This is a genomic window from Rathayibacter sp. PhB1 (genome assembly GCF_004362935.1).
GTDB classification, from domain to species: domain Bacteria; phylum Actinomycetota; class Actinomycetes; order Actinomycetales; family Microbacteriaceae; genus Rathayibacter; species Rathayibacter festucae.
The window spans coordinates 338,040-364,445 of the sequence record NZ_SNYD01000004.1; the positions used below are offsets into that span (position 1 = coordinate 338,040).

A 26,406-nucleotide genomic window follows, 5' to 3' on the forward strand; every position below is an offset into this window, starting at 1 on the left:
GACGGCTTCAGCGGACAAGGGTCTCCTGGAGGTGTGCGGCTCGGCGGTCGATCTCGGCGGCGATCCCGTCGGGTCCGGCGCCGAGGACACTGCGCGATTCGCTCACGATCGTCGAGGCGGCCAGCGCCCCGAACAGCCTCGACGCGTCCGCGGTGTCGGCGCCCTGGTGGCCGAAGCCGGGCGCCAGCACCGGCAGTGCGGGGCGGAGCGGAGTGCCCGTGCCGATGCCGTAGTCGCCGAGTGCGACCGTGGCCCCGAGCACGACGCCGACCGAGCCGATCGACGAGCGCGCGTGTCCCGCGTTCCAGGATGCCACGTCGGCCAGCACCGCGTGCGCCACGGTCGAGCCGGCGGCCGGCCCGTCCTGCAGCAGCGCCCGCTGCACCGGCCGCGCCTCGGCGTTGGAGGTCGCGGCGAGGACGAAGACGCCCTTGCCCGCCTCCTCGGCCAGCGCGAGCATGCCCTCGAGCGAGCCGACGCCCTGGTAGGCGGCGGCGGTCATCGCGTCGGCCTCGAGCGGCGAGCCCGGCCGGAGCCACGCCTCGGCGTAGGCCGTGACGCTCGTGCCGATGTCGCCGCGCTTCGCGTCCGCGATGACCAGCAGGCCCGCGGCGCGCGCGTCGGCGAGGACGCGCTCGAGCGCCGCGTAGCCCGCCGAGCCGTGCCGCTCGAAGAACGCGACCTGCGGCTTGACCAGGCCGACCCGGCCGGCCGAGGCCTCGACGACCCGCCGGCCGAAGGACTCCAGGCCCGACGCGCTGTCGTCCAGGCCCCACGCGTCGAGCAGGAACGCGTGCGGATCGATCCCGACGCAGAGCTGCCCGAACGCGTCGAACGCGGCCTCGAGCCGGGCGCCGAAGGACTCGGCGCCCGGCGGCGCGACGGCGTCCGTCACGCGGTGCGCTCCGCCCGGCGGATCGCGTAGTCCTGCAGGCTCGTCACCTCGAACGGCTCGGCGGCGGCGTCGAGCGAGGCGACGGCCGCGGCGAGCTGGGCGATGGTGGTGAACAGCGGCTTGTCCGCGGCGACCGCGGCGGCGCGGATCTCGTAGCCGTCGGCGCGGGAGGCGCCGCCGCTCGGCGTGTTGATCACCACGTCGACCTGGTCGCGGTTGACCAGCTCCACGATCGAGGGCGCGTCGTCGACGGCCTCCTCGCTGTACTTGCGGACGACCCGGGCCTGGATGCCGTTGCGGTTGAGCACCTCGGCCGTGCCCTCGGTGGCGAGGATCTCGAAGCCGAGCTGGCGCAGGCGCAGGGCCGGCAGCACGATCGAGCGCTTGTCGCGGTCGGCCACCGAGATGAACACGGTGCCGCTCGCGGGCATGCCGCCGTAGGCCGCCTCCTGGCTCTTCGCGAACGCCCGGGGGAAGTCGCGGTCGATGCCCATGACCTCGCCGGTCGAGCGCATCTCGGGGCCGAGCAGCGAGTCGACGATCTTGCCCTCCTTGGTGCGGAAGCGCTTGAACGGCAGCACCGCCTCCTTCACCGCGATCGGCGAGTCCATCGGCACGTCGGAGCCGTCGCGCTCGGGCAGCAGGCCCTCGGCCTTGAGCTCGGCGATCGTCTCGCCGACCATCAGCCGCGAGGCGGCCTTCGCGAGCGGGATGCCCAGCGCCTTCGAGACGAACGGCACGGTGCGCGAGGCACGCGGGTTCGCCTCGAGGACGTAGAGCACGCCCTGGCCGATCGCGAACTGCACGTTGAGCAGGCCGCGGACGCCGACGCCCTCGGCGATGGCGAGGGTCGCCTCGCGGACCTTGTCGATCTGCTGGCGGCCCAGAGTGACCGGCGGCAGCGTGCAGGCCGAGTCGCCGGAGTGGATGCCGGCCTCCTCGATGTGCTCCATCACGCCGCCGATGTAGAGCTGCTCGCCGTCGTAGAGCGCGTCGACGTCGATCTCGATCGCGTCGTCGAGGAAGCGGTCGACCAGCAGCGGGTGCGTCGCGTCGATGATCCCCTCGTCGGCCATCCGGGCGAAGTAGTCCTCGAGCTGCGGGGAGCCGTAGACGATCTCCATGCCGCGGCCGCCGAGGACGAACGACGGGCGGACGAGGACGGGGTAGCCGATCTCGACCGCGACCTCGAGGGCGCCCTCGAGGTCGGTCGCCGTGCCGTTGCGCGGGGCGAGCAGGCCGGCCTCGTCGAGGATCCTGGAGAACGCGCCGCGCTCCTCCGCGAGGTCGATGTTGGCGGGGGTGGTGCCCAGGATCGGCACGCCCTCGGCCTCGAGGCCGGCGGCGAGGCCGAGCGCGGTCTGGCCGCCCAGCTGCACGACGACGCCGACCAGCTCGCCCGACTGCGACTCCGCGTGGATGACCTCGAGCACGTCCTCGAGCGTCAGCGGCTCGAAGTAGAGGCGGTCGGAGGTGTCGTAGTCGGTCGAGACCGTCTCCGGGTTGCAGTTGATCATGATCGTCTCGAACCCGGCGGCCGACAGCGCGAACGACGCGTGCACGCAGGAGTAGTCGAACTCGACGCCCTGGCCGATGCGGTTCGGGCCGGAGCCGAGGATGACGACCTTCCGGCGGTCGGCCGCGACGACCTCGGTCTCCTCGTCGTAGGAGGAGTAGTGGTACGGCGTCAGCGCCGGGAACTCGCCGGCGCAGGTGTCGACCGTCTTGTAGACCGGGCGGACGGCGAGGTCGTAGCGGGTGCGGCGCACCTCGGCCTCGTCGAGACCGCGCAACTGGGCGATCTGCACGTCGGAGAAGCCGTGGTCCTTCGCCAGGCGCAGCACGCCGGCGTCGAGGCCGTCGTGCTCGCGCACCAGCTCGGCGATCTCGTTGATCAGCACGATCTGGTCGAGGAACCACGGGTCGATCTTGGTCGCCTCGAAGGCCTGCTCGACGCTCGCGCCGAGGCGCAGCGCCTGCTGCACGGTGACGATGCGGCCGTCGGTCGGCGTCTTCGCGATCTCGAGCAGCTCCTCGACCGAGCGCGACTGGTCGCCCCAGTGGAAGGACGAGCCGCGCTTCTCCAGCGAGCGGAGCGCCTTCTGCAGCGCCTGCGCGTAGTTGCGGCCGATCGCCATCGCCTCGCCGACCGACTTCATGGTCGTGGTCAGCGTCTTGTCGGCGGCGGGGAACTTCTCGAAGGCGAAGCGCGGCACCTTGACCACGACGTAGTCGAGGGTCGGCTCGAAGCTCGCCGGCGTCACCTTGGTGATGTCGTTCGGGATCTCGTCGAGGCGGTAGCCGATCGCGAGCTTCGCGGCGATCTTGGCGATCGGGAAGCCGGTCGCCTTCGAGGCCAGCGCCGAGGAGCGCGAGACGCGCGGGTTCATCTCGATCACGATGATCCGGCCGTCGGCGGGGTCGATCGCGAACTGGATGTTGCAGCCGCCGGTGTCCACGCCTACGTCGCGGATGATCCGGATGCCGATGTCGCGCAGCTTCTGGTACTCGCGGTCGGTCAGGGTCAGCGCCGGGGCGACCGTGATCGAGTCGCCGGTGTGCACGCCGACGGGGTCGACGTTCTCGATCGAGCAGACGACGACCGTGTTGTCGGCCGTGTCGCGCATCAGCTCGAGCTCGTACTCCTTCCAGCCGAGGATCGACTCCTCGAGGAGCACCTCGGTGGTCGGGCTCTGGTGCAGGCCGTCGCCGACCATCCGCACGAGCTCGTCGACGGAGTGCGCGAAGCCGGAGCCGAGGCCGCCCATGGTGAAGGAGGGGCGGATGACCAGCGGGTAGCCGAGGTCCTCGGCGAAGCCGATCGCCTCCTCCACGGTGTGCGCGATGTACGACTTGGCGACGTAGGCACCCGCGTCCAGCACGAGCTGCTTGAAGATCTGGCGGTCCTCGCCGCGGTTGATCGCCTCGAAGCTCGCGCCGATCAGCTCGACGTCGTACTTCTCCAGGATCCCGAGGTCGTGCAGCTGGATCGCGGCGTTGAGCGCGGTCTGGCCGCCGAGGGTCGGCAGGATCGCGTCGGGGCGCTCCTTGGCGATGATCGCCTCGATCGCCTTCGGGGTGATCGGCTCGACGTAGGTCGCGTCGGCGAAGTCCGGGTCAGTCATGATCGTCGCCGGGTTCGAGTTGACGAGGATGACGCGGACGCCCTCCTCGCGCAGCACGCGGCAGGCCTGGGTGCCCGAGTAGTCGAACTCGACCGCCTGGCCGATCACGATCGGGCCGGAGCCGATGACGAGGACGCTTCTGATGTCTTCCCTGCGGGGCATTACTTCTGCTCTCCGGTGGTCGAGGCGGTGGTGGTGGTCGAGGTGGTGGAGTCCGCGGTGGCGGGCTCGGCGCCGCCCTGCTCGGCCGTGCGCTGCACGACCATGGCGCGGAAGCGGTCGAAGAGGTGGTTGGAGTCGTGCGGTCCGGCCGCCGCCTCCGGGTGGTACTGGACCGAGAACGCGGGGATGTCGAGGCAGCGCAGCCCCTCGACGACCGAGTCGTTGAGGCTGTAGTGGCTGACCTCGACCCGGCCGAAGCCCTCGGGCGAGTCGAGCTCGCCGTCGATCGGCGCGTCGACCGCGAAGCCGTGGTTCTGCGAGGTGATCTCGACCCGGCCGGTCAGCTTGTCGAGCACCGGCTGGTTGATCCCGCGGTGGCCGAACGGCAGCTTGTAGGTGCCGAAGCCGAGCGCGCGGCCGAGCAGCTGGTTGCCGAAGCAGATGCCGAAGAACGGCAGGTCGGCGCGGAGCGTGGTGCGCAGCAGGTCGACGTGGCGGTCGGAGGCCTCGGGGTCGCCGGGCCCGTTCGAGAAGAACAGCGCCGAGGGGTCGAGCGCGAGCACCTGCTCGGCGGTCGTCGACTCGGGCAGCACGTGCACGTCGAAGCCGCGCTCGGAGAGGTAGTTGACCGTCGAGGTCTTGACGCCCAGGTCGATCACGGCGACCGAGCCGACGCGCTCGCCCTGCGCGGGCACGGTGTAGCGCTCCTCGGTGGAGACGGAGGACGAGAGGTTCAGGCCCGCCATCCGCGCGCCGCCGAGCACCAGCGCGAGCTGCTCCTCCTCGGGGAGGGCGAGGTCCTCGCCGGAGAAGACGCCGGAGCGCATCGAGCCGAGCGAGCGGATGTGCCGGGTGATCGCGCGGGTGTCGACCCCGGAGATGCCGACGATGCCGTCCTTCTCCAGGTCGTCGTCGAGCGAGCGCTGCGAGCGGAAGTTCGAGACCACGCGCGAGGGGTCGCGGACGACGTAGCCGGCGACCCAGATGCGGCGCGACTCCTCGTCCTCGTCGTTCATCCCGGTGTTGCCGATGTGCGGGGCGGTCTGCACGACGATCTGGCCGGCGTAGGACGGGTCGGTCAGCGTCTCCTGGTAGCCGGTCATGCCGGTCGCGAAGACGATCTCACCGAGCGTGCGGCCGCGTGCGCCGTAGGCCTGACCCGAGAATCGTCGCCCGTCCTCGAGGACGAGGACGGCGGTGGGTTCGGTGCTGAGGCGTGTGGTTGGCACGGACTAGGAGCCCTTCTGGGTCGAGTCGGAGCCGCCGTCGGCGGTCCCGGGGTGGGAGGGGGAGGAATCGGGGCCGGCGAGCCGGCGGAGCTCGTCGACCAGTCGTCGTCGGAGCGCGGGGTCGGCGACGCGGAGGTAGCTGTCCACGACCTCCTCGCCGCGCGGCGACCAGGAGAGCACGAGCAGCCCGCCCTCCTCGACGGCGCGGTCGATGGCGTAGGAGCCCTCGCCGGTACCGCGGAGGAGCGCCGCAGGGATCACGGTCTCGCGCTCGCCGACCGGGGCGATCACGACGCCGCGCTCGTGCAGCCGCAGCGTCGCCCGGCCGCGGAAGCCCAGGCCCGGCAGCACCACGCGCTCGAGCGGCTGCTCGAAGCGGGTGGTCGCGACGTAGGGCAGCTCGACCGCCTCGCGCTCGGCGCCCAGCGACGCGGCGGGGATGGCCTCGGGGGCGAGCGCGGCGGACCGGCGCCGGCGCGCGCGCCAGGACAGCGCCATGCCGATGAAGACGAGGGCGACGGCCGCGGCGATGACGATCGCGATGGCGGTCCTATCCACGGGCGCCCCTCGCTGCCGCGGCGACCGTCGCCGCGTCGACGAGCTCGCCGTCGAGGACGGTCGGTACGCCGCGGTGCAGCGTCGCGACGACGCGGCCCGGCAGCTCCCTGCCGAGGTACGGCGAGTTGGTGCTGCGCCCGCGCAGGTCGCCGGTGGAGAAGCGGCGGCGGACCTCGGGGTCGTAGAGGACGACGTTGGCCGCGGCGCCGACGGCGAGGCCGTGCTGGTAGCCGTCGAGCCGGCCGATCCGCGCGGGGGCGGAGGAGAGCACGCGGCTGACGTCGGCCCAGCTCAGCCGGCCGTCCTCGACGACCGCGGCGTGCACGACGCTCAGGGCGCTCTCGAGGCCGACCATGCCGAACGCGGCGGCGTCCCACTCGCAGTCCTTCGCCTCGACCGGGTGCGGGGCGTGGTCGGTGGCGACGATGTCGATGGTGCCGTCGGCGAGGGCCTCGCGGAGGGCGAGCACGTCCTCGTCGCGGCGCAGCGGCGGGTTGACCTTGTAGCGGGCGTCGTAGCCGGCCGCGCCGTCGACCCCGGCGATGAGCTGCTCGGTGAGGAGCAGGTGGTGCGGGGTGACCTCGGCCGTGACGTCGATGCCGCGGGCCTTGGCCCAGCGGATCACGTCGACGGAGCCGGCGGTCGAGACGTGGCAGACGTGCAGCCGCGAGCCGACGTGCTCGGCCAGCAGGACGTCGCGGGCGATGATCGCCTCCTCCGCCACGGCCGGCCAGCCCTGCAGCCCGAGGGCGCTGGAGACGGCGCCCTCGTTCATCTGCGCGCCGACGGTGAGCCGCGGCTCCTGCGCGTGCTGGGCGACGACGCCGTCGAAGGCCTTCACGTACTCGAGCGCGCGGCGCATCAGCAGCGCGTCCGAGACGCACTTGCCGTCGTCCGAGAAGACGCGCACCGCGGCACGGCTGCGGGCCATCGCGCCGAGCTCGGCGAGCGACTCCCCCGCGAGGCCGACGGTGACGGCGCCGATCGGGCGGACGGTGGCGTAGCCCGCGTCCTCGCCCAGGCTCTGGACCTGCTCGACGACGCCGGCCGTGTCCTGCACCGGCGAGGTGTTCGCCATCGCGAAGACCGCGGTGAAGCCGCCCGCCGCCGCGGCGCGCGTGCCGGTCAGCACGGTCTCGCTCTGCTCGAAACCGGGCTCGCGGAGGTGGGTGTGCAGGTCGACGAGACCCGGCAGTGCCAGGAGCCCGTCGGCGTCGATCACGCGCGCGCCGCTCGAGTCGACGTCGGTGCCGATCTCGACGATCGTCCCGCCGTCGATCAGGACGTCGGCCGTCGTCTCGTCGGCGAGCGTCGCTCCCGAGAGGAGGATCCTCGTACCGGTCATCACAGGACCTCCCTTTCACCGGACAGCAGCAGGTACAGCGCCGCCATCCGCACGGACACCCCGTTCGCGACCTGCTCGAGCACCGTGGAGCGGCTCGAATCGGCGGCGGCCGAGGAGATCTCGACGCCCCTGTTCATGGGTCCGGGGTGCATCACGATGGTATCCGGGCCGAGGCGGGCGAGCCGCTCGTCGTCCAGGCCCCAGATCCGCGCGTACTCGCGGCCGTTGGGGAAGAACCCGCTCGACATCCGCTCGAGCTGGATGCGCAGCAGCATCACCACGTCGGGCAGCCCGGAGTCGATCGCGTCGTCGAGGTCGAAGCGGATCGTGGCAGGCCAGTCGAGGGTGTCGACGGGGACGAGCGTGGGCGGGGCGACGAGGGTGACCTCCGCGCCGAGCGCGGTCAGCAGCCAGACGTTCGAGCGGGCGACCCGCGAGTGCAGGATGTCGCCGACGATCGTGACGGCGACGCCGTCGAGGCTCTTGCCGCGGGAGGCGGCGGCGCCGTGCAGCCGGCGGCGGATGGTGAAGGCGTCGAGCAGCGCCTGGGTGGGGTGCTCGTGCGTGCCGTCGCCGGCGTTGAGGATGGCGGCGTCGATCCAGCCGCTGGCCGCGAGCACCGCCGGGGCGCCGGACGCGTGGTGGCGGATGACGACGCCGTCCGCGCCCATCGCCGCGAGGGTCTGCGCGGTGTCCTTGAGGCTCTCGCCCTTCGAGACGCTCGAGCCCTTGGCGCTGAAGTTGATCACGTCGGCCGAGAGCCGCTTCGCCGCGGCCTCGAACGAGATGCGGGTGCGGGTGGAGTCCTCGAAGAAGAGGTTGACCACGGTCTTGCCGCGCAGGGTCGGCAGCTTCCTGACCTCGCGGTTCTGCACGTCCGACATGTCCTCGGCGATGTCGAGGAGGCCGATCGCGGTGGCGCGGTCGAGGTCGCGGGTGGAGAGCAGGTGCCTCATCGGGTGCCTCCGTCCGGTGCGGACTCGATCGCGACGAGGTCCTCGCCGTCGGTCTCGACCAGGCGGACGTTGATCCGCTCGCTGAGGCTGCTGGGGAGGTTCTTGCCGACGAAGTCCGCGCGGATCGGCAGCTCGCGGTGGCCGCGGTCGACCAGTGCGGCGAGCCGCACGGCGCGCGGGCGGCCGATGTCGCTGAGGGCGTCGAGAGCCGCGCGGATGGTGCGGCCGGAGAAGAGCACGTCGTCGACCAGGACGACGGTGCGGCCATCGATGCTCGCCGGGACGGCGGTGCGTGCGGGCGTCCGCGTCGGGTGGTGGGCGAGGTCGTCGCGGTACATCGTCACGTCGAGCGAGCCGGAGAACACCGGGTCGGCTCCGGGCTCGATCCTGGCGATCGTGTCGGCGATCCGCCGCGCGAGCGCGACTCCGCGGGTCGGGATCCCGAGGATCACCAGCGACTCCGCGCCGCGATTCGACTCGAGGATCTCGTGAGCGATGCGCGTGAGAGCGCGCGTGATGTCAGCGCTGCTGAGCACGATTCGTGCCGTCACACCGACCTCCTTCCCCGTCTCTCTGGACGGCCTTAAAGGAAATGCCTCCCCGAGTATAGGGGTCCGTCTGCTCCCGCCCGGCGACGGCGGATCTCGATACGCCCGCTCCGCGGGCCACTCGATCAGCATGCGAAGAGGACGCACCGCAAGCGGCCGACTCCGCATGCTGCGAAGCATGCTGGTCGAGTAGCCGTCCGCAGGACGGCGTATCGAGACCCACCTTTGTCGGAACGCCGGTCTGCAGCCGCACCTTCCGACGGTGGTGGATCTCGATACGCCCGCTCCGCGGGCTACTCGATCAGCATGAAAGGGAGCCGCCATGGCGGCGGCTCCCTCGCTAATCGAGTAGCCGTCCGCAGGACGGCTTCCTTGCTGGTCGAGTAGCCGTCCGCAGGACGGCTTCCTTGCTGGTCGAGTAGCCGTCCGCAGGACGGCTTCCTTGCTGGTCGAGTAGCCGTCCGCAGGACGGCGTATCGAGACCCGCGGGCGTCAGGCCGTCGCGTGCGACTCGGCGACGGAGGCGAGCAGGCCGTTGATGAAGCCGGCCGAGTCGTCGGTCGAGAGCAGGGTCGCCGCCTCGACGGCCTCGGAGATGGCGACGCCGTCCGGGACAGCGTCGTTGTGCAGGATCTCCCAGACGCCGATGCGGAGGATCGCGCGGTCGACCAGCGGCATGCGCGAGAGCGTCCAGCCCTTCGCGAGCTGCGCGATCAGCGCGTCGATCTCGTCGGCGTTGTCGATGACGCCGTCGACGATCTCGCGGGCGTACAGCCAGGAGGCCTCACGCGCCGGCTCGTTGGCCGCGCGCTCCGCCTCGGAGCGCAGCGACTCCGAGAAGGAGATCTGCCGCACGTCGGCGTTGTAGATGATGTCGAGGGCGCGCTTGCGCGCCTTCGTCCGAGCGCTCACAGAAGACCCGGCTCAGCTGACGCGGCCGAGGTAGTCGCCCGTGCGGGTGTCGACCTTGACCTTGGTGCCCTGCTCGAGGAAGAGCGGGACCTGGATCTGGTAGCCGGTCTCGACGGTCGCGGGCTTGGTGCCGCCGGTCGAGCGGTCGCCCTGCAGGCCCGGCTCGGTGTAGGTGATCTCCAGCACGACGGAGGCGGGGAGCTCGACGTAGAGCGGATCGCCGTCGTGCAGCGCGAGGGTGAGGTTCTGGTTCTCGAGCATGAAGTTCGCGGCGTCGCCGACGACGGCCTCGGGGACCGTGATCTGGTCGTAGTCCGAGGTGTCCATGAAGACGAAGTCCGCGCCGTCGCGGTAGAGGTACTGGAAGTCGCGACGGTCGACGTTGGCCGTGTCGATCTTGGCGCCGGCGTTGAAGGTCTTGTCGACGACCTTGCCCGTCAGCACGTTCTTCATCTTGGTGCGCACGAACGCGCCGCCCTTGCCCGGCTTCACGTGCTGGAAGTCGATGACGTTCCAGAGCTGACCGTCGATGCTGAGGACGGTGCCGTTCTTGATGTCGGTGGTAGAGGCCATGCGAAGGGGGATCCGTTTCGTGGAAGTCTGCTGATCGGCCGATCCGGCCAACCCATCGAGTGTAGTCGGTCCGGCCCGCGAGCGGCCGGGCCGCCTCCCCCGGCCGGACGATGCGGGCACGGAGGCACCCGGAGCAGACTGGAGGGACGCCCACGACCGAGGAGGTCGCATGACCCTCAGCACCGCTCACTCCGGGATCGTCTCCGCGGCGGCCCGCTCGGACTTCTTCGCACCGACGCTCCCGGGCCAGAACATCGTTCCGCCGTGGTTCGCGGTCGTCTTCGCGATCGTGCCGATCGTCATCGTCGCGGTGATCGTCCTGATCATCGTGCTGATCGTCCGCAACACCCGCCGGGCGAAGCAGCTCGGCATGGACCCGACCACGATGCAGACGGACATGGCCGCCCGCTACCTCCGCCACGGCATCGGCCCGGCGGGCTCCTCGCTCACCGATCGCCTGGCCGAGCTCGACCGGCTGCGCGCGGCCGGAACAGTCAGCGCGGAGGAGCACGCCCGTGCCCGCGAGGCCGCGCTCACCGGCGACCGCGGGCCGGACGACCGGCGGGGCTGACCCCGCCAGGTGCCGCTACGCGCCGATCTCCTGGTACGCCGCGAACAGCAGCGACGTCTCCGGTCCCTGCAGGATGCTCGGCCGCGCGAGGTCGTCGAGCACCACGAAGCGGAGCATGCCCGCGCGCGACTTCTTGTCGCGCTGCATCGCGGCGAGCAGCGTCTCCCAGCGGCCGAGCGGGTAGCTCGTCGGCAGCGTCAGCGACTCGAGGACGCTGCGCTGGCGATCGACGACGGCATCGCTGAGCGAGCCGGTGAGCCGGGACAGCTCCGCCGCGAACATCATGCCGACCGAGACCGCCGCGCCGTGCCGCCACTGGTAGCGCTCGGCGTGCTCGACCGCGTGGCCGAGGGTGTGCCCGTAGTTCAGGATCTCGCGCAGGCCCTTCTCGGTGAAGTCCTCGCTCACCACGCGCGCCTTGATGCCGATCGACAGCTCGACCAGGCTGCGGAACTCCTCCGACGTCGGGTCGGTCGCGAGGTCCACGTCCGACTCGATGATGTCGAGGATGCGCGGCTCGGCGATCATGCCGTACTTCACGATCTCGCCGAAGCCGGCCAGGATCTCGTTGCGCGGCAGGCTCGTCAGGACGTCGAGGTCGGCGACGACGGCGCGGGGTGCGTGGAAGGCGCCGACGAGGTTCTTGCCCTCGGCCGTGTTGATGCCGGTCTTGCCGCCGACGGCCGCGTCGACCATGCCGAGCACCGTGGTCGGCACCTGCACGAGGTCGACCCCGCGGAGCCAGGTCGCGGCGACGAAGCCGGCCAGGTCGGTGATCGCACCGCCGCCGAAGCCGACGACCGCGTCGGTCCGAGTGAAGTCGGACTGACCCATCACCTGCCAGCAGAAGGCGGCGACCTCGACGCGCTTGGCGGCCTCGGCGTCGGGAACCTCGGCGAGCAGCACCTCGTAGCGGTCGAGCAGGCTCTCCCGGATCTCGGCGGCGAGGACCGCGAGGGTCGGCGGGTGCACGATCAGCACCTTGGCCGCTCGCGGGCCGATCGCGTCGGCGAGGCCGTCGAGGAGGCCGCGGCCGACCGTGATGTCGTAGCCGTTCTCTCCGGTGACGGTGAGGGCGGTGGCGCCGTCGTTCATGCTCTTCTTCCGGTCGGGCGGCCGGTGGGGGCCGCCGGTTCTGTGGTGCTGGTGGATTCGGTCGTGCCGGTGGACTCGGTGGTGCCGGCAGCGGGCTCACCGGACGCCGCCTCGCGCTCGCGCACCCAGGCGGTCACCTCGGCGGCCAGGGTCGTGATCGGGCGGCGCGAGGAGTCGACGACGGTGTCGGCGAGCGACTCGTAGACCGCGCGTCGCGACTCGTAGATGCGCGTCCAGTCCGCGACGCCGCCGCGCACCAGCGGGCGGCCGGAGCCGAGCCGGTCGCGCACGGCCTCGGCGGTCGTGGTCAGCAGCACGACGGGGACGCCGGCCAGGTCGGCGCGCGTGCCCTCGTCGAGCACCGCTCCCCCGCCCAGGCTCAGCACGACGGCGCGGCGGACGGCCTGCTCGACGACGCGGCGCTCCTCCACTCGGAAGGACGCCTCGCCGTGCAGGTCGAAGTACGCGGCGATCGGTCCGTGCCGGCGCACGAACTCGGCGTCGGAGTCGACAAAATCGGCCGCGAGGGCCTTCGCGACCCGCTTGCCGATCGTCGTCTTGCCGGCCCCCATCGGGCCGATCAGGACGACGCGGGCGCGGGCCGCGCCGGTATCGTGACCCGCCATCAGCGGGTCCGCCCAGGTAGGTGCTCGGGCATCAGACGAGACCGAGCGCCGGATCGCTGGCGGCGAGGGTGCGCAGCTCCTCCGGGATCGCGTCGAGGTAGCCCTGCAGATTGCGGCGGGTCTCGGTGACGCTGTCGCCGCCGAACTTCTCCAGCACGGCGTTCGCGAGCACCAGCGCGACCATCGCCTCCGCGACGACGCCCGAGGCGGGCACCGCGCAGACGTCGGAGCGCTGGTGGTGCGCGCCCGCGGCCTCGCCGGTGGCGACGTCGACCGTGCGCAGCGCGTGCGGGACGGTGGCGATCGGCTTCATGCCGGCCCGGACCCGCAGGACCGTGCCCGTGCTCATGCCGCCCTCGGTGCCGCCGGCGCGATCGCTCGAGCGGCCGATGCCGCCCTCGGCGACGAAGAGCTCGTCGTGCGCCTCGGAGCCGCGGCGGGTGGTGGTCAGGAAGCCGTCGCCGACCTCGACGCCCTTGATCGCCTGGATGCCCATCAGCGCGGCGGCCAGCTGCGCGTCGAGCCGGCGGTCCCAGTGCACGTAGGAGCCGAGTCCCGGCGGGAGGTCGTAGGCGAGGACCTCGACGACGCCGCCGAGGGTGTCGCCGTCGTCGTGCGCGCGGTCGACCTCGGCCACCATCAGGGCGCTGGTCGCCGCGTCGTGGCAGCGCAGCGGATCGGCGTCGAGCGCGTCGACATCGGCGGGGGTCGGCAGGGCCGAGCCCTCCGGCACGCGGACCGGGCCGATGGCGAGGGTGTGGCTGACGAGGGTGATGCCGAGCTCGCCGAGGAAGCGGCGGGCGACGGCGCCGAGCGCGACGCGGGCGGCCGTCTCGCGGGCCGAGGCGCGCTCGAGGACGTTGCGCGACTCCTCGAAGCCGTACTTCTGCATGCCGACCAGGTCGGCGTGACCCGGGCGCGGGCGGGTGAGCGCGGCGCCGCGGCCCTTGGGCAGCGTCTCGGGATCGCGCGGCTCGGCCGCCATCACGTCGACCCAGCGCGCCCACTCGGTGTTGCCGATGCGCAGCGCGATCGGGCCGCCCGTCGTGCCGCCGTGGCGGATGCCGGACGAGACGTTCAGCTCGTCCTGCTCGAACTTCATCCGGGCGCCGCGACCGTAGCCGAGCTTGCGCCGGGCGAGGTCGGCGCGGACGTCGTCGAGGGAGACGGGGACACCCGCCGGCAGTCCTTCGAGGACGGCGACGAGTTCGGGGCCGTGGGATTCCCCGGCCGTGAGCCAACGGAGCATCCTCCGATTCTCGCACACGCGCCCCACCGGACTCGCGCCCCGCGGGCTCAGGCGGTGGAGTCGGCCGGCAGCGTCGCGCGCATCGCCGCGAGCACCGCGTCCTCGTTCGGCAGCGGCACGGCCGGGTCGCCGCCGGCGAACACCCGCACCTGCAGCAGCGCCTGGTGCAGGAGCATCCCCAGCCCCGACACGACGGGCGAGCCGGCCGCGCCCCAGCGCAGCGCGAGCGGGCTCGGCCAGGGCGAGTAGGCCACGTCGAAGAGCGTCGAGGCCGCGACCACCGCATCCGGCACGGCCAGCTCGGCCGACGCGCCGCCCGGCAGCGTCGAGACGAGCAGCGGCGCCGCGTCCGCGCCGTCCCAGTCCGAGAACGGGCGGACGTCGAGGGCGACGCCGACGGCGGCGGCGATCGCGGCCAACGGGGCGGCCTTCTCCGGCGAGCGGAGCGTGACCGTCACCCGCCCCGCGCCCAGCTCGGCCGCCGCGGCGAGGGCGGAGGCGGCGGTCGCCCCTCCCCCGAGGATCTCGACGCGCTCGGCCGAGTGCACGCCCGCCTCGCCGAGCGCCCGGACGATCCCGGCCACGTCGGTGTTGAAGCCGCGCAGGCGGGGTGCGCCATTGGAGCGGTCGATCAGCAGGGTGTTGACGGCGCCGGTCGCCCGCGCGACCAGGTCCTCCTCGTCGAGCAACGGCCGCACCGCGTGCTTGAGCGGCATCGTCAGCGACAGGCCGTGCCAGAGCGCGACCGGATCGGCGACGACGGCGGCGAGCGTCGCCTCCGTCGCCTCGACCGCCGTGTAGCTCCAGTCGAGCCCGAGCACCCGGTAGGCCGCCGCGTGCAGCTCGGGCGAGCGCGAGTGCGCGATCGGCGAGCCGAGCACCGCCAGCCGGCGCCCGCCCGGCGCCGGCTCCGCGGTCACTGGTACTCCGGGTGGTCCCGCATCCACGCCTGCCACTGCGCCACCGCGGCGTTGTGCTCCGCATCGGTGGTCGAGTACACCGTCTCGCCGGTCTCGAGGTTCACCGTGACGAAGTAGAGCCAGGTGCCGTCCGCGGGCTGCAGCACCGCCTGGATGGCGACGTCGCCCGGGTTCGAGATCGGCGCGGGCGGCAGGCCGTCGCGCTGGTACGTGTTGTAGATGTTGTTCGCGTCGTTGCGCTCCGCGTCGGTCGTGGTCACCCGGTCGGTCGCCCCGGTGCCGTAGGCGACGGTCGCGTCCGACTGCAGGCGCCAGCCCTGGTCGAGGCGGTTCTGGAACACCCGTGCGACCTTCGGGAAGTCGTCCGCGACGCGTGCCTCGCGCTGCACGAGCGAGGCGAAGACGACGGTCCGGTAGCGGTTCTCGACCGGCACGCCCGCCGCGTCGAGCGACTGGTACATCCGGTTCACGAGCGTCTGCAGGATGTCGTGCGCCGACGTGCCCGGGTCGATGTCGTAGGTCGCCGGGAACAGGAAGCCCTCGAGGCTGGTCGCCTCGGCGGGGAGCCCGTAGGAGCCCCAGTCCGCGGCCGCGGCCTCGAGGTCGGCGAGGGCGACGCCCGAGCCGTCCGCGATCAGCGGCAGCGCGCCCTTGAGCGAGGTGCCCTCCGGGATGACGAAGGTGTTCGCGAGCCGGGTCGAGTCGGAGTCGAGCAGCGCCGACAGTGCCGCCTTCGCGCTCATCTCCGCCTTCAGCGAGTAGGCACCGGGCTGGAAGACGGGCTCGGGGTTCTCCGCGAGGAGCAGCTCGTAGAACGGCGTGTAGGACTTGATGACGCCGTCCGCGACGAGGTTCTCGGCGATGGTGCTGCCGCCGTCGCCCTGGTGGATGGTGAAGACCACCTCGCTGGTGCCGGTGCCGGTGAAGTCGGTCGGCTCCGGCTCCGCGAACAGCGCGCGGACGGGCTCGACGAAGATCGTCACCGCGATCGCGACCAGGGCCACGAAGACGCCGAAGGCGAGGAGCCCGCCGATCAGCCCGCGACGGCTGCGCCGGGGCCTGTTCTCGCGCTTCGCGCGGCGGCGGCGGGTGGAGGGGGCGGCGTCGGGGTGTGCGGCGGCGACGGCTTCTCCGCGGTCGCGCGGGGCGCCGACCTCGGGGCCGGCGAACAGGTGGTCGATCGAGTCGGGCGCCGTCGGCTCCGTCTCAGAGGCGAGGTGCTGCTCCGGGTCGTGCGGGAGCTGACTCTGCTGATCGGCCTCCGCGGCGCGGGCGGCGCGGCGGCTCGGGGGGACGTCGGTCACGGCTGGGTCGTCCTTCGTTCGGTTCGAGCGCGGATCCGGCGGGGGTACCGGACGAGCGCTCGGAATCGATGGCGTGCTGCAGGATCACCACGGCGGCGACCTGGTCGATCACGGCGCGGGAGCCGCGGGTGCTGCGTCCCGAGCGGTGCAGCGCGCTCTGGGCGCTCACCGTCGAGAGCCGCTCGTCCACGAGCCGCACCGGGGCGGTCGGGACGGCGGAGGCGAGGCGCGCCGCGAAGGCGCGGGCGTCGTCCGTCGAGGCCGTCTCTGCGCCCGACAGCGACAACGGGAGGCCGACGACGATCGCCGACGCGCCGAACTCTGCGGCGAGGGCCGCGATCCGGGCGACGTCGGCGCCGTCCGGCGCCTCCGCGACGCGCGCGACGGTCTCCACCGGCACGGCGAGGAGGCCGTCGGCGTCGCAGCGCGCGACACCGATGCGGGAGCGGCCCACATCGATGCCGAGCCGGACGCCGAACCTCTCCATCTAGCGCGTCGCCTCCTCGACGACGGCGTCGAGCGCCGCGCCGATGGCGGACACGTCCGAGCCGCCGCCCTGGGCGAGGTCGTCCTTGCCGCCTCCGCCGCCGCCGAGGACACCGGCCGCGCGACGGGCGAGCACGCCCGCCTTCCGGCCGAGCTCGCGGGCAGCGGGGGTGGTCGCCACGATCACGGCGGGCTTGCCGGCGACGTCGGCCGCGAGGGCGACGACCGCCGCGTCCTGGCCGAGGCGCTCGCGCACCGAGATGACGAGCGAGCGGAGCTCGTCGCCCGAGCCGGCCGTGCCGACGTTCTCGGCGACGATCGTCACGCCGTTGATCGAGCGCTTCGTGGCGGCGATCGCGGGGACCCGCTCGGCGAGGGCGCGGGCCTCGAAGGTCGCGATCCGCTTCTCGGCGGCCTTGAGGCTCGCGACGAGCTCGGCGATCCGGTCGGGCAGCTGCTCGCGCGGGGTCTTGAGCGAGGACGAGATGGTGCTGACCAGGGCGCGCTCGGCGACGAGCTCGCTCAGCGCCTCGCGGCCGACCAGCGACTCGACGCGGCGGTTGGTCGAGCCGACCGAGGACTCGCTGATCAGGCTGATCAGCCCGATCTCCGCGGAGGTGCCGACGTGGGTGCCGGCGCACAGCTCGCGCGACCAGGGGCCGCCGATGTCGACGACGCGGACGACCTCGCCGTACTTCTCGCCGAAGAGCGCCATCGCGCCGAGCGCCTTGGCCTCGTCGAGCGGGAGCTCGCGGGTGACGACCTCGAGGTTGTCGCGGATGGCGCCGTTGGCGATGTCCTCGATCTCGCTGCGGGTCTCGAGCGAGAGCGCCTGGTTCCAGGAGAAGTCGAGGCGCAGGTAGCCGGCCTTGTTGAACGAGCCGGACTGGTGCGCCTGCGGGCCGAGGACCTGGCGGAGCGCCGCGTGGATGAGGTGGGTGCCGGAGTGCGCCTGGCGCGCGCCACGGCGCCAGTCGCGGTCGACGACGGAGGTGGCGGCGTCGCCGACCCCGACCTCGCCGCTGGCGACCTGGACCTTGTGGCTGATCAGGCCCTTGACGGGCTTCTGCACGTCGAGGACCTCGAGGTCGAAGCCGTTGCCGACGATGCGGCCGGCGTCGGCCTCCTGGCCGCCCGACTCCGCGTACAGCGAGGTCGCCTCGAGGATCACCTCGGCGATGTCGCCGGCGACCGCCTTCTGGACCGCATGGCCGCCGACGATGAGGCCGAGGATCCGGGACTCCGTGTCGAGGACGTCGTAGCCCGTGAAGAGCGTCTCGCCCTTGGCGCGGAAGTCGGCGTAGACCGAGAGGTCGGCCAGGGCGTTCTTCTTCGACTTCGCGTCGGCCTTCGCGCGGGTGCGCTGCGCCGTCATCAGCGAGTCGAACGCCTCGCGGTCGACGCTGAGCCCCGACTCCTCGGCGATCTCGAGGGTGAGGTCGATCGGGAAGCCGAACGTGTCGTGCAGGAGGAAGGCGGTGTCGCCTGGCAGGGTCGCCGCCTCGGCCTTCTTGGTCTTCAGCACCGCGAGGTCGAGGATCTCGGTGCCGGCCGCGAGCGTGCGCAGGAACGCCTCCTCCTCGCCGTACGCGCTGGTCGAAAGGCGCTCGAACTCGGTGGAGACCTCGGGGTAGGCCGAGGCCATCGCGTCGCGCGAGGCGGTGAACAGCTCGGGGAACGTCGCGGTGTCGACGCCGAGCAGGCGCATCGCCCGCACGGTGCGGCGCATCAGGCGGCGCAGGATGTAGCCGCGGCCCTCGTTGGACGGCGTCACGCCGTCGGAGAGCAGCATCAGCGAGGAGCGGACGTGGTCGGCGATGACGCGCATCCGCACGTCGTCCTCGTGCACGGCGCCGTAGCGGCGGCCCGAGAGCTCGGCGGCGCGGTCGAGGACCGGGCGCACCTGGTCGATCTCGTACATGTTCTCGACGCCCTGCTTGAGGAACGCGACGCGCTCGAGTCCCATGCCGGTGTCGATGTTCTTGCTCGGCAGCTCGCCGAGGATGTCGAAGTCGACCTTGCTCGTGCCCTGCCCGCGCAGGTACTGCATGAAGACGAGGTTCCAGATCTCGACGTAGCGGTCGTCGTCGGTGGCCGGACCGCCGTCGACGCCGTAGGCGGGCCCTCGGTCGAAGAAGATCTCGGAGCAGGGGCCGGCGGGGCCGGGCTGGCCGGTGGACCAGTAGTTGGTGTCCTTGTCGAGGCGCTGGATCCGCTCGTCGGGCAGTCCGGCGATCTTCTTCCAGAGCGCGATGGCCTCGTCGTCGTCCTTGTAGACGGTGACCCAGAGGTCCTTCTCGTCGAAGCCGAGGTTGCCGTCGCTCTCGCTGCCGGTGAGGAGCTCCCAGGCGTAGCCGATCGCCCCCTCCTTGAAGTAGTCGCCGAAGGAGAAGTTGCCGTTCATCTGGAAGAACGTCCCGTGGCGGGGGGTCTTGCCGACCTCCTCGATGTCGTTCGTGCGGATGCACTTCTGCACGCTCGTCGCGCGGTCGAACGGCGCGGGGACGACCCCGGTGAGGTAGGGCACGAAGGGCACCATGCCGGCGACGGTGAAGAGGAGGCTCGGGTCGTCGCTGACGAGGGAGGCGGAGGGGACCACGGTGTGCCCGCGGCTTCCGAAGAAGTCGAGCCAGCGGTTGCGGATGTCTGCGGTCTGCATGGGTTCCGTTACGTTTCGGTCGACCGGGTCGACGCGGGTGTCTGTCGGGTGGTGCGGTTCCAGGGGGTCGTTCGGGTCTGTCGGGTGCGCCGGGACGGGAAGGGCCTCAGCCCTCGCCGATGGCGGCCTTGAGCTCGGCCTCGCGCTGGTGGTAGCCCTCGGAGACGGCGTCGCCGAGCTCCTTCGCCGTGCGGTTGAGGTCCTCGAAGAGACGGGCGCCCGCCTCGGTGCGCGCGACCTGGTGCGCGACCGCGAATCCGAGACCGATCCCGATGACGATCAGCACGATGTTCTTCACAGCGATTCCTCCCACAGCTTTTCCTGCTCACGGCAGCCGGCCCGAGGGCGCGACGACCCCCTCGATTGTAGGGCGCAGGCAGGGGCCTACCTGGAGGACGACCTGCGGGTGCGCCGAGAGCGGCGCGCGGCGCCGCGTCCGACCGCGGCACCCGCCTTGTCGGCGGTGCGGCCGGCGACGAGGACGGCGCGGACTCCGGCGGTGAAGCCGGCGAGCTTGATCAGCGGTCCGCCGATGGTCGCGGCCGTGAGGGCAACGAGCGCGTTCACGTTGCCGGTGACCTCGGCCACGTCCTTCGTGATGGTGTCGACGCGGGCCAGCTGCTGGTTCGCCTCGCGCAGCGTCGACGCCGACTCGTCGAGGATCGGGGTCAGGCCGTCGCTGGCCTGCTTGATGGCCTCGCTCGTGCTGTCGAAGACCCGACCGAGCTTCCAGAGCGGGATCGCGGCGACCGCGACCAGGATCGCGAACACCCCCGCGGCGATGAGCCCTGCGATGTCTCCACCGGACACGATGACCTCCGTTTCGGCGCCGCCGGATGCGGCACCCCAGCCTACCGACGGCGCACGGCGGCCCCGGCTCCCCCGGCGACGGCCGGCTCGAGCGCACCTCGGGCACGCTGAACCATCCCCGGCACGCCGAAAAACGCGGATCCCACGAGCCCGAGCACGAATCACGAGCCGAACCCGAGTCCGGCGGACCTCCGGCACGCGGAAACTCCTCCGGCACGCCGGAGGACGCGGATCCCACGAGCCGGAGCTCGAATCGCGAGCCGAACCTGCGTCCAGCGAACCTCCGGCACGCGGAAACACCCCCGGCACGCCGGAGGACGCGGATGCCGCGAGCCGGAGCTCGGATCGCGAGCCGGACCGGCGCGGCCGCACGGCGGCGGCCATGCGCCGAACGGGTCCGGGAACGAGGAAAGGCCCCGGCAGGAGCCGGGGCCTTTCCAACGGGGGTGCGCTGACTAGCGGGCCGCGTAGTACTCGACGACGAGCTGGACTTCGCAGGTCACGGGCACCTCGGCGCGCTTCGGGCGGCGCAGGAGCGTCGCCTGGAGCTTGTCGATCTCGACCTCGAGGTAGCCCGGGGTCTTGGGGAGGACGTCGACGTGTCCGCCGGCGGCCGCGACCTGGAAGGGCTCGGTGCCCTCGGAGCGGGTCTTGACGTGGATGACCTGGCCCGGCTTCACGCGGAAGGAGGGACGGTCGACCGTCTGGCCGTCCACCATGATGTGGCGGTGGGTGACGAACTGGCGGGCCTGCGCCGTGGTGCGGGCGAAGCCCGAGCGCAGGACGAGGGCGTCGAGGCGCATCTCGAGGAGCTCGACCAGGTTCTCACCGGTCAGGCCCTGGGTGCGGCGCGCCTCCTGGAAGGCGATGCGCAGCTGCTTCTCGCGGATGCCGTACTGGGCTCGCAGACGCTGCTTCTCCCGCAGGCGGACCGCGTAGTCGGAGTCGGCCTTGCGCTTCGAGCGGCCGTGCTCACCGGGAGCGTAGGGACGCTTCTCGAGGTAGCGGGCGGCCTTCGGGGTCAGGGGGATGCCGAGGGCGCGCGAGAGGCGCGTCTTCGAACGGGTACGTGAGGTGGTCGACACTGTGGTCCTTCCAGGGTCTGAGAGGTTCGGTCGCAGTCCTCGTCCGCCGGCTCCGGGAGGAGGGCGGGCGCCGAGGTCGTGTCCCCCCGCGGGTGCGGGAGGCAGGGTGACCGCGGTGGCGGACTGCGCGATTCAGAGGGATGCGCTGCTCCGCTCGGCTACAGAGCGGTGGGCAACCTCGCAAGACTACCAGGCGCGGGAGCCGGCGTCACGCACGGTTCCGGGTCCGCCGTCCCTGACCGTCAGCCGCGGCCGCGGATGATCCGGAGCAGCTTCGCCAGCCGGGCCGACACGTCGCGCTCGTTGCCGTGCTCGGTCGGCGCGTAGTAGCGCGCGCCGCGGAGCTCGTCCGGCAGGTACTGCTGCTCGAGGACGCCGAGCTCGGCGTCGTGCGGGTAGCGGTAGCCCTTGCCGTGGCCGAGCCGCTTGGCACCGGGGTAGTGCGCGTCGCGCAGGTGCGGCGGCACCCGGCCCGCCTTGCCCGCACGGACGTCGGCGATCGCCCTGTCGATGGCCGTGTAGGAGGCGTTCGACTTGGGCGCGGTGGCCAGGTGGACGACGGCCTGCGCGAGCGGGATGCGCCCCTCCGGCATGCCGATGAACTGGACGGCGTCGGCCGCGGCGATCGCGACGACGAGCGCCTGCGGGTCGGCCATCCCGATGTCCTCGGAGGCCGAGACGATGATCCGGCGGGCGATGAAGCGCGGGTCCTCCCCCGCCTCGATCATCCGGGCCAGGTAGTGCAGCGCCGCGTCGACGTCCGAGCCGCGGATCGACTTGATGAACGCGCTGATGACGTCGTAGTGCTCGTCGCCGTTGCGGTCGTAGCGCAGCAGCGCGCGGTCGACGGCGCGGGCGACCACCTCGACCGTGATCAGCGGGAGCTCGGGCTCCTCGACGACGGCGGACTCGGCGGGGTCGCCCTCGTCGTCGTCCTCCTCGTCCTCCTCGTCGCTCTCGCCTGCGGTCGCCCGCGCGATGCGGTCCGCCTCCCGCGCCTCCGATCTCGCGGAGGTGGCCGCGGCCTCGAGCGCCGTGAGCGCGCGTCGGGCGTCCCCGGAGGCCAGCCGGACGATGCTCGCGCGGGCCTCGTCGTCGAGCCGCACCGAGTCGCGGAGCCCGCGCTCGTCGTGCAGCGCGCGGTCGACGAGCAGCCCGAGGTCCTCGTCGTCGAGGGTGTTCAGCGTGAGCAGCAGGGAGCGCGAGAGCAGCGGGGCGATCACCGAGAACGACGGGTTCTCGGTCGTCGCCGCGATGAGGATCACCCAGCCGTTCTCGACGCCGGGCAGCAGCGCGTCCTGCTGCGCCTTGGTGAAGCGGTGGATCTCGTCGAGGAAGAGGACGGTCGACGTGCCGTAGAGATCGCGGGTGGAGAGCGCCTCCTCCATCACCTGGCGGACGTCCTTCACGCCGGCCGTGACGGCGGAGAGCTCGACGAAGCGGCGGCCGCTGGAGTGCGCGACGGCCTGGGCGAGCGTCGTCTTGCCGGTGCCCGGCGGGCCCCAGAGGATGACGGAGACGGCGCCGCGCTCCCCCGTGGTGTCGGCCGCGAGGGCCACCAGCGGCGAACCGGGCGTCAGCAGGTGCCGCTGTCCCGCGACCTCCTCGAGGCTGCGGGGACGCATGCGCACGGCGAGCGGGGTCGCCCCGGAGCGGAGTCCGGCCTGCTGCATGGTCATCGCACCAGCGTAACGACGGCCTCCGACAGTCGGCCCCGGCGCCCACCCGGCACCCGGCGCCGCGGCGTCCGGCGAGGGCGCGGCGATTCTCGTAGGCTCGACGCGCTCCGCGCTCGCGCGGGGCCGCGCCGGACGCAGGCGCGACGCACGACGGCGGAGGAACACGTGGCCCAGGGCAGGACGAACGATCGCGAGGCGCGCACCCGACTGAGGGCCTACCAGGCGCGGCAGACCCTGCACCGCACGCGCGCCAAGCGCCGGGTCCGCGACAACGTGATCGCGGCCGTCGCGGGCGTCGTCGTGATCGCCCTCGCGGTCGTCGCGCAGCTCCTCTACTTCTCCGGCGGCCCGGGCACCCCGGTCGCCGAGCCGACGTCCTCCGAGAGCGCGACGCCCACGCCGACACCCGAGGCGACCGGCCAGAACACCGGGGACGTCCCCTCCGCCGACCTCGCCGAGGGCCGCGACTGGACCGGCACGATGTCGATCAACAGCGACGAGCTGGGCATCACCCTGGCCGGGGCCGCAGCACCGCAGGCCGTCTCCTCCTTCCTCTCCCTGTCGCAGTCCGGCTTCTACGACGGCGTCTCCTGCCACCGGCTCACCACCGAGGGCCTCTACGTCCTGCAGTGCGGCGACCCGAACGGCGACGGCACCGGCGGCCCCGGCTACAGCTACGGACCCGTCGAGAACGCGCCCGCGGACGGCGTCTACCCGGCCGGCACGATCGCGATGGCCCGCCAGGGCGGCAACGGCTACAGCCAGGGCAGCCAGTTCTTCGTCGTCTACCAGGACACCCAGCTCCCCGAGGACGCGGCGGGCGGCTACACGGTTGTCGGGCAGGTCACCTCGGGTCTCGATGCGCTGGTCGCCGACGTGGTCGCGAAGGGCACGGCGGACGGCTCCGGCGACGGCGCTCCCGCTGAGCCGGTCACGATCGGCGGCATCTCGCTGCAGTAGCCCTCGTGCGCGCCGCCGACGAGCGGCGCGCGCGACCCGCGGGACCGCGGACGAACGGGGGCGCGGGGAGTGCAATAGGCTTGTCGTCACTGCCCGTTCGCGGCTGAGCGCGGTCGTCGGCCTCCGGCTGTCGAGCACCGAGGCCGAGGGGCGGGACGACAGCGAAAGGCGGCACCCGATGCTGACTCCAGACGGCGACATCGACACCGTGTCCACCCCCGGCACCGTGTCACCCGACGACAGCGCGTCCTCCGAGACGACGGACGCTCCCGAGAGCACCGGCGCCCCCGAGGGCGCCGACGCCCCGGCCGAGACGGACGCTCCCGAGACGGGAGAGGACTCCCCCGAGACGGCGACGTCCGGATCCGAGACGGCGACGCCCGACGAGGTGGCGGCCCCCGAGGAGGCAGCGGCCTCGGACGAGACGGCGACCTCCGGCGGCGAGACGGCGACCTCCGATGAGGCAGCGACCTCCGACGAGGCGACGACTCCCGAGGACGCGGCGCCTCCCGTCGTCCCGACGGCTCCCCGCCCGCAGGCGGGCGCCCGGCAGCCGTGGGGCCGCGTGGGCGACGACGGCACGGTCTACGTCCGCGTCGGCGACGAGGAGCGCGAGGTGGGCCAGTACCCCGACGCGACTCCCGAGGAGGCCCTCGCCTACTACGAGCGCAAGTACACCGAGCTCGCCGGGCAGGTCTCCCTGCTCGAGCAGCGGGCCAAGCGCGGCGCTCCGGCGAACGACGTGTCGCGTGGAGTGCAGACGCTCACCGCGGCCATCTCGCAGGCGCACGCCGTCGGCGACCTCAACGCCCTGCAGGCCCGCGTCAGCGCGCTCAGCGGATCCGTCGAGGATCTGACCGAGCAGCAGGCCGCCGAGACGAAGGCAGCCCTCAGCGACGCCATCGCGCACCGTGAGGCGATCGTCGCCGAGGCCGAGGCGCTGGCCGCCGTCGACCCGGCGAAGACGCAGTGGAAGCAGGCCAGCGCCGCGATCGACGACCTCTTCGCCCGCTGGCAGAGCCACCAGCAGCAGGGTCCGCGTCTCCCCAAGAACGACGCCAACGAGCTGTGGCGCCGCTTCCGCGGAGCGCGCACGACGATCGAGCAGAACCGCAAGGCGTTCTTCGCCGACCTCGACTCGGCGCACCGCGAGGCCAAGCAGGCCAAGCAGTCGCTGATCGATCAGGCCGACGCCCTGGTCTCGCGCGGTGCCGAGGCGATCCCGGAGTACCGGGCCCTCCTCGAGCGCTGGCGGGTCGCCGGTCGCGCCGGCAAGCGGTTCGACGACGCCCTCTGGGCGCGCTTCAAGGCCGCCGGCGACGCGATCTACGGCGCGAAGGCCGAGGTCGTCGCGCAGGAGAGCGTCGAGTACACCGAGAACCTCGACCTCAAGCTCGCCCTCCTCGAGGAGGCGGAGCCGCTCCTGCAGGAGCAGGACCGCGAGAAGGCCAAGCGCGTGCTGCTCTCCGTCCAGGAGCGCTGGGACGCCGTCGGCCGCGTGCCGCGCGAGCAGGTGCGCACCGTCGAGGACCGCCTCCGCAAGGTCGAGGCGCACGTGCGCAAGCTCGACGAGGAGCACTGGAACCGCAGCAACCCCGAGCGCAAGGCGCGCTCGGAGGGCCTGGCCTCGCAGCTGACCGCCGCCATCCAGAAGCTGCAGGACGAGCTCGACGAGGCGAAGGCCCGCGGCGACCGCGCGGCCATCGCCCAGGCGCAGGAGGCCCTCGACGCCCGCAAGGTGTGGCTGGACGCCCTCGGCTGATCCCGCGGGTTCGGACGGCGGATCTCGATACGCCCGCTGCGCGGGCTGCTCGATCAGCATGAGCACGCGTCCGTGACCGGCATGCTGGTCGAGTAGCCGCCGCAGGCGGCGTATCGAGGCCCACCCCTCGGAGGATGTGGATCTCGGTACGCCCGCTGCGCGGGCTGCTCGATCAGCATGAACGAGCGTCCGTGACCCGCATGCTGGTCGAGTAGCCGCCGGAGGCGGCGTATCGAGACCCACCGCTCGCCGGCGGGAACCGCACGACGCCGGCTCGGGCGGATCCGTCCACAGATGTGCTGCGGCTGTCCCGCGGGGACGGCGGCTCGGCCAGCATGGGCGGATGAAGCGCCTCCTCCCCTCCGTGCTGCTCCCGGGGCAGCTGCCGCTCGCGGAGCTCTGCGCCGCCCGTCTCGACGGCGAGGTCGTCGCGCTCGACGAGGGCTTCCTCCTCGCCGATCTGCCGGTCGGCCCGGCCGAGCGCGGGGCGGCGCTGCGGGCGGTCGTCCCGTCGAAGGCGGTGGCGGACCGGCTGTCGGCGGCGTGGGTGCACGGCGCGATGTCCGCCGCTCCCCCGGTGCACAGCGCCTCCATCGACCGACGGAACCGGCTCCACCCGCCGATGCTCGCGCGGGTGCGCTTCCACGAGGTCCGGCTCACCGACGAGGACGTCGTGCTCCTCGGCGGCTGCTCCGTCACGACCCCCGAGCGCACCCTGATCGATCTGGCGCGCACCCGCAGCACCTGCGACGACGATCTCCTGCGCAGTCTGGCGGCCGTCACCGGTGTCTCGCTCGAGCGGGTGCTCGAGCGATTGGACAGCGGCCCTCCCGTCTCGAGCCGCCGGATCGCCCTGCTCCGCCTGACCGCGGCGCTCGGCTGACCCGGCCCTGAGCC

The 26,406-nt window shown here is 72.6% G+C and carries 23 protein-coding genes and 1 pseudogene; 4 read left to right on the forward strand and 20 right to left on the reverse strand.

Translation table 11 applies throughout. The features are described 5' to 3' along the window. Positions 1 to 7: 7 nt before the first annotated feature. The 9 genes from pyrF to efp all read right to left on the reverse strand — a co-directional run bounded on the left by pyrF (position 8) and on the right by efp (position 10,303). Positions 8 to 895 (reverse strand): orotidine-5'-phosphate decarboxylase, encoded by an 888-nt coding sequence (gene pyrF, locus EDF17_RS11990; protein WP_123446224.1) that lies wholly within the window; start codon positions 893 to 895, stop codon positions 8 to 10. Further along, positions 892 to 4,182: a carbamoyl-phosphate synthase large subunit gene (carB, locus tag EDF17_RS11995; RefSeq protein WP_123446223.1), complete on the reverse strand. Its 3,291-nt coding sequence runs from the start codon at positions 4,180 to 4,182 to the stop codon at positions 892 to 894. The genes pyrF and carB overlap by 4 nt, the downstream gene beginning before the upstream one ends. Continuing rightward, positions 4,182 to 5,411: a glutamine-hydrolyzing carbamoyl-phosphate synthase small subunit gene (gene carA / locus EDF17_RS12000; RefSeq protein WP_123446222.1), complete on the reverse strand. Its 1,230-nt coding sequence runs from the start codon at positions 5,409 to 5,411 to the stop codon at positions 4,182 to 4,184. The genes carB and carA overlap by 1 nt, the downstream gene beginning before the upstream one ends. 3 nt (positions 5,412 to 5,414) lie before the next feature. Beyond that, entirely contained in the window at positions 5,415 to 5,969 is a 555-nt protein-coding gene (locus EDF17_RS12005) for a hypothetical protein (RefSeq protein WP_123446221.1), read from the reverse strand. After that, positions 5,962 to 7,314, reverse strand: a complete 1,353-nt coding sequence (locus tag EDF17_RS12010) for a dihydroorotase (RefSeq protein WP_123446220.1) — start codon at positions 7,312 to 7,314, stop codon at positions 5,962 to 5,964. The genes EDF17_RS12005 and EDF17_RS12010 overlap by 8 nt, the downstream gene beginning before the upstream one ends. After that, positions 7,314 to 8,270, reverse strand: a complete 957-nt coding sequence (locus EDF17_RS12015) for an aspartate carbamoyltransferase catalytic subunit (protein ID WP_123446219.1) — start codon at positions 8,268 to 8,270, stop codon at positions 7,314 to 7,316. The genes EDF17_RS12010 and EDF17_RS12015 overlap by 1 nt, the downstream gene beginning before the upstream one ends. After that, entirely contained in the window at positions 8,267 to 8,821 is a 555-nt protein-coding gene (gene pyrR, locus EDF17_RS12020) for a bifunctional pyr operon transcriptional regulator/uracil phosphoribosyltransferase PyrR (protein WP_123446218.1), read from the reverse strand. Before pyrR ends, EDF17_RS12015 begins: the two co-directional genes overlap by 4 nt. Positions 8,822 to 9,310: 489 nt before the next feature. Beyond that, positions 9,311 to 9,730: a transcription antitermination factor NusB gene (gene nusB / locus EDF17_RS12025; RefSeq protein ID WP_123446217.1), complete on the reverse strand. Its 420-nt coding sequence runs from the start codon at positions 9,728 to 9,730 to the stop codon at positions 9,311 to 9,313. 12 nt (positions 9,731 to 9,742) lie between these two features. After that, the gene (gene efp, locus EDF17_RS12030; protein WP_123446216.1) at positions 9,743 to 10,303 is read right to left on the reverse strand and encodes an elongation factor P; all 561 of its coding nucleotides are present in this window, start codon (positions 10,301 to 10,303) and stop codon (positions 9,743 to 9,745) included. A 169-nt stretch (positions 10,304 to 10,472) separates the two neighbouring features. Between efp and EDF17_RS12035 the strand changes: the two genes are divergently transcribed. Next, positions 10,473 to 10,874: a hypothetical protein gene (locus EDF17_RS12035; protein WP_123446215.1), complete on the forward strand. Its 402-nt coding sequence runs from the start codon at positions 10,473 to 10,475 to the stop codon at positions 10,872 to 10,874. A 15-nt stretch (positions 10,875 to 10,889) separates the two neighbouring features. Here EDF17_RS12035 and aroB read toward each other — a convergent pair whose 3' ends face one another. The 11 genes and pseudogenes from aroB to EDF17_RS12090 form a co-directional block, all read right to left on the reverse strand. Further along, a complete protein-coding gene (aroB, locus tag EDF17_RS12040; RefSeq protein WP_123446214.1) occupies positions 10,890 to 11,969 on the reverse strand; it encodes a 3-dehydroquinate synthase in 1,080 nt (359 codons plus the stop codon). Continuing rightward, entirely contained in the window at positions 11,966 to 12,595 is a 630-nt protein-coding gene (locus EDF17_RS12045) for a shikimate kinase (protein ID WP_123446213.1), read from the reverse strand. The genes aroB and EDF17_RS12045 overlap by 4 nt, the downstream gene beginning before the upstream one ends. Before the next feature lie 31 nt (positions 12,596 to 12,626). Further along, positions 12,627 to 13,844 carry a chorismate synthase gene (aroC, locus tag EDF17_RS12050; protein WP_123446212.1) on the reverse strand — a complete coding sequence of 406 codons (1,218 nt, stop codon included), beginning with the start codon at positions 13,842 to 13,844 and terminating at the stop codon, positions 12,627 to 12,629. A gap of 47 nt (positions 13,845 to 13,891) precedes the next feature. Continuing rightward, positions 13,892 to 14,764 carry a shikimate dehydrogenase gene (locus EDF17_RS12055; protein WP_123446211.1) on the reverse strand — a complete coding sequence of 291 codons (873 nt, stop codon included), beginning with the start codon at positions 14,762 to 14,764 and terminating at the stop codon, positions 13,892 to 13,894. Continuing rightward, positions 14,761 to 16,068, reverse strand: coding sequence for an endolytic transglycosylase MltG (gene mltG / locus EDF17_RS12060; protein ID WP_243732873.1), 1,308 nt, complete (start codon positions 16,066 to 16,068; stop codon positions 14,761 to 14,763). Before mltG ends, EDF17_RS12055 begins: the two co-directional genes overlap by 4 nt. Positions 16,069 to 16,093: 25 nt before the next feature. Continuing rightward, a pseudogene (gene ruvX / locus EDF17_RS12065) lies at positions 16,094 to 16,555 on the reverse strand (Holliday junction resolvase RuvX); the annotation flags it as partial. Further along, positions 16,556 to 19,213 carry an alanine--tRNA ligase gene (gene alaS, locus EDF17_RS12070; protein ID WP_123446209.1) on the reverse strand — a complete coding sequence of 886 codons (2,658 nt, stop codon included), beginning with the start codon at positions 19,211 to 19,213 and terminating at the stop codon, positions 16,556 to 16,558. A 106-nt stretch (positions 19,214 to 19,319) separates the two neighbouring features. Continuing rightward, positions 19,320 to 19,511 (reverse strand): hypothetical protein, encoded by a 192-nt coding sequence (locus EDF17_RS12075; RefSeq protein WP_123446208.1) that lies wholly within the window; start codon positions 19,509 to 19,511, stop codon positions 19,320 to 19,322. An 86-nt stretch (positions 19,512 to 19,597) separates the two neighbouring features. Beyond that, a complete protein-coding gene (locus EDF17_RS12080) occupies positions 19,598 to 20,023 on the reverse strand; it encodes a DUF948 domain-containing protein (protein ID WP_123446207.1) in 426 nt (141 codons plus the stop codon). Between the two features lie 455 nt (positions 20,024 to 20,478). Continuing rightward, positions 20,479 to 21,108 (reverse strand): 30S ribosomal protein S4, encoded by a 630-nt coding sequence (rpsD, locus tag EDF17_RS12085; protein WP_123446206.1) that lies wholly within the window; start codon positions 21,106 to 21,108, stop codon positions 20,479 to 20,481. 242 nt (positions 21,109 to 21,350) lie between these two features. Continuing rightward, positions 21,351 to 22,787, reverse strand: a complete 1,437-nt coding sequence (locus EDF17_RS12090; RefSeq protein ID WP_123446205.1) for a replication-associated recombination protein A — start codon at positions 22,785 to 22,787, stop codon at positions 21,351 to 21,353. Between the two features lie 165 nt (positions 22,788 to 22,952). Here EDF17_RS12090 and EDF17_RS12095 point away from each other — a divergent pair, with 165 nt between their 5' ends. The 3 genes from EDF17_RS12095 (at position 22,953) to EDF17_RS12105 (ending at position 26,392) form a co-directional block, all read left to right on the forward strand. Beyond that, the gene (locus EDF17_RS12095; RefSeq protein ID WP_123446204.1) at positions 22,953 to 23,747 is read left to right on the forward strand and encodes a peptidylprolyl isomerase; all 795 of its coding nucleotides are present in this window, start codon (positions 22,953 to 22,955) and stop codon (positions 23,745 to 23,747) included. 178 nt (positions 23,748 to 23,925) lie between these two features. After that, a complete protein-coding gene (locus EDF17_RS12100; protein WP_123446203.1) occupies positions 23,926 to 25,509 on the forward strand; it encodes a DUF349 domain-containing protein in 1,584 nt (527 codons plus the stop codon). Between the two features lie 343 nt (positions 25,510 to 25,852). Further along, the gene (locus EDF17_RS12105) at positions 25,853 to 26,392 is read left to right on the forward strand and encodes a type IV toxin-antitoxin system AbiEi family antitoxin (protein WP_123446202.1); all 540 of its coding nucleotides are present in this window, start codon (positions 25,853 to 25,855) and stop codon (positions 26,390 to 26,392) included. Positions 26,393 to 26,406 lie beyond the last annotated feature (14 nt).

Excerpts from the sequence above, each read along its gene's own strand:
- carB (WP_123446223.1), bottom strand. The coding sequence starts at position 4,182 with ATGCCCCGCAGGGAAGACATCAGAAGCGTCCTCGTCATCGGCTCCGGC.
- EDF17_RS12010 (WP_123446220.1), bottom strand. The coding sequence starts at position 7,314 with ATGACCGGTACGAGGATCCTCCTCTCGGGAGCGACGCTCGCCGACGAG.
- EDF17_RS12015 (WP_123446219.1), bottom strand. The coding sequence starts at position 8,270 with ATGAGGCACCTGCTCTCCACCCGCGACCTCGACCGCGCCACCGCGATC.
- efp (WP_123446216.1), bottom strand. The coding sequence starts at position 10,303 with ATGGCCTCTACCACCGACATCAAGAACGGCACCGTCCTCAGCATCGAC.
- EDF17_RS12035 (WP_123446215.1), top strand. The coding sequence starts at position 10,473 with ATGACCCTCAGCACCGCTCACTCCGGGATCGTCTCCGCGGCGGCCCGC.
- aroB (WP_123446214.1), bottom strand. The coding sequence starts at position 11,969 with ATGAACGACGGCGCCACCGCCCTCACCGTCACCGGAGAGAACGGCTAC.
- EDF17_RS12045 (WP_123446213.1), bottom strand. The coding sequence starts at position 12,595 with ATGGCGGGTCACGATACCGGCGCGGCCCGCGCCCGCGTCGTCCTGATC.
- aroC (WP_123446212.1), bottom strand. The coding sequence starts at position 13,844 with ATGCTCCGTTGGCTCACGGCCGGGGAATCCCACGGCCCCGAACTCGTC.
- alaS (WP_123446209.1), bottom strand. The coding sequence starts at position 19,213 with ATGCAGACCGCAGACATCCGCAACCGCTGGCTCGACTTCTTCGGAAGC.
- EDF17_RS12090 (WP_123446205.1), bottom strand. The coding sequence starts at position 22,787 with ATGACCATGCAGCAGGCCGGACTCCGCTCCGGGGCGACCCCGCTCGCC.
- EDF17_RS12100 (WP_123446203.1), top strand. The coding sequence starts at position 23,926 with ATGCTGACTCCAGACGGCGACATCGACACCGTGTCCACCCCCGGCACC.
- EDF17_RS12105 (WP_123446202.1), top strand. The coding sequence starts at position 25,853 with ATGAAGCGCCTCCTCCCCTCCGTGCTGCTCCCGGGGCAGCTGCCGCTC.